The following is a 1,863-nucleotide window of genomic DNA, read 5'->3' on the forward strand; positions in this document are numbered from 1 at the left end:
ATCCATTTCGAGTTCCAGCATGTTTTAAAGTTCCTGAAACAGATGGCATAAATAAAACCTCCTTAAATAAAAAAATATTATTATTGTATAGTATGAAAAAAAATTAGTGATGTGAGAAACTACTTCGAGTTATAGCGAAGTAGTTTTTTATGTAATAAAAAAGATTTAACAATACTTAAAGGACATCTAACATAGCGCCAAGATATACTTTAGAAAAGAAGAAGGAGGCGTGGTTTTATGAAGATTGATATGCATGTACATTCTAATATATCTGATGGAAAAGATTCTATTATTGAAATTTTAAATAAGGCTAAAGAATTAGGAATTGGAAAAATTGCTTTAACGAACCATGATACTATTGAGGGTTTAGACCAAGCTATAAATCTTGGAGAAGAGATTGGAGTTTCTGTTATTAAAGGTGTTGAAATTTCTGCTTATGATTTTAGAAGAAAAAGAAAGGTTCATATTTTAGGATATAAATTTAGCGAAGGAAAAAATATTGAAAAGCTATGTAAGCCTATTTTAGAGAAGAGAAATGAAAATAGTTTATGGCAATTAGAAAAGTTAATAGAGCTTGGATATAAGGTTGATAAAGAAAAGATTTTAAAAGATAGAAAGGTTCTTTATAAGCAACATATTTTAGAGGAGCTTATAAGAATGGGTTATACAAGTGAGATTTATGGAAGTGTTTATAGAAATGTTTTTAAAAATGGTGGACCTTTAGATAGGGATATTGAATATGTAGATGCACTTCATGCAGTTAAGGCTATTAAAGAAGATGGAGGAATTGCTGTTTTAGCACATCCAGCAGAACTTGATTCTTTTAGAATTATAGGAGAGCTTGTATCGGTTGGATTAGATGGTATTGAAGTAAATCATCCATCTCAAAAAAATTGGGATAAGGAAAGAGTACGAATCTTTAGAGATGAATATGGACTTATATTAACAGGAGGAAGTGACTATCATGGGGCTTTTGGTAAATCTACTCTTGGAAGTTGCTTGTGTCCTGAAAATTATATAGAAATTTTCTAAGTAAGAAAGATTGGAATATGATTAACATTAAAATATCTTTATAAAATTTCTAGTTATTTAGACTAGAGATTTATTTTGTAGTAACAAAGAACACTATTTTTGTTATATAAAGATAAATAATAAAAAGATTAGAATACTGTTTTAAATATGTAGTTATTTAAGTATTATTTAAATAATCTTAAATTGATATATATATATATATATATATCAATTTAAGAGAGGAGGAGTTATGAAAAGAATTTTTACAATTTTAATATTAATTTGTTCATTAATTGGAATAACATCACAGATAGCATATGGTAATTCTATGCCAAATCAAACTACAGAAAAAAATAAAAAAGAGACAAAAGATATAGCAAATGAATACTGGACTGCATGGGTCATTAAATCAAAAACATCTGGAGGAAATGCTTATGGTAGTTGGGAGCGAGTTGGAGAAGCACGAGGAGCAGGAGCCGGTGGTTCATTAACTATAAAATCAGAAAAAACTGTAAGTAATACGTATAGTGGAACGTTAAAAGTGGGAAAAGGAACATTAGAAAGTTCTGTAGGATACACATTTAATTCAGGATTTTCAAGAACAGCATCATATACAATACCAACAACAAACTCTAGTAAAACTTATTGGGTAGATGCACGAAATATATATAAGCAAACTAATGTGACACAAACATCTAATTATATGATAAATGGGATTATAGCAGGGACAGATACGAAAACAGTATTTGCAAAGCAATGGTCAGGATTTGGATATGACTGGGGATATAAATAAGAGATATGAATAGAGAAAAAATAGTTTTACTATTTTTTCTCTTTTAAAAAGGAAGGGTT

2 protein-coding genes are annotated in these 1,863 nt (G+C 28.7%); both read left to right on the forward strand.

Translation table 11 applies throughout. The features are described from left to right. The first annotated feature begins 237 nt into the window (after positions 1–237). Complete coding sequence (locus tag ACRC28_RS03775) at positions 238–1,032, forward strand: PHP domain-containing protein (RefSeq protein WP_438542120.1); 795 nt, start codon at positions 238–240, stop codon at positions 1,030–1,032. Between the two features lie 229 nt (positions 1,033–1,261). Continuing rightward, on the forward strand, positions 1,262–1,804 hold the full coding sequence (locus ACRC28_RS03780; RefSeq protein ID WP_438542121.1) for a hypothetical protein: 543 nt from the start codon (positions 1,262–1,264) through the stop codon (positions 1,802–1,804). The last annotated feature ends 59 nt before the right edge of the window (positions 1,805–1,863 follow it).

This window comes from Clostridium sp., assembly GCF_051650885.1.
GTDB lineage: Bacteria > Bacillota > Clostridia > Clostridiales > Clostridiaceae > Clostridium.

What these genes read in the sequence shown, in the direction of transcription:
- ACRC28_RS03775 (WP_438542120.1), top strand. Translation starts at nt 238, where the DNA reads ATGAAGATTGATATGCATGTACATTCTAATATATCTGATGGAAAAGAT.
- ACRC28_RS03780 (WP_438542121.1), top strand. Translation starts at nt 1,262, where the DNA reads ATGAAAAGAATTTTTACAATTTTAATATTAATTTGTTCATTAATTGGA.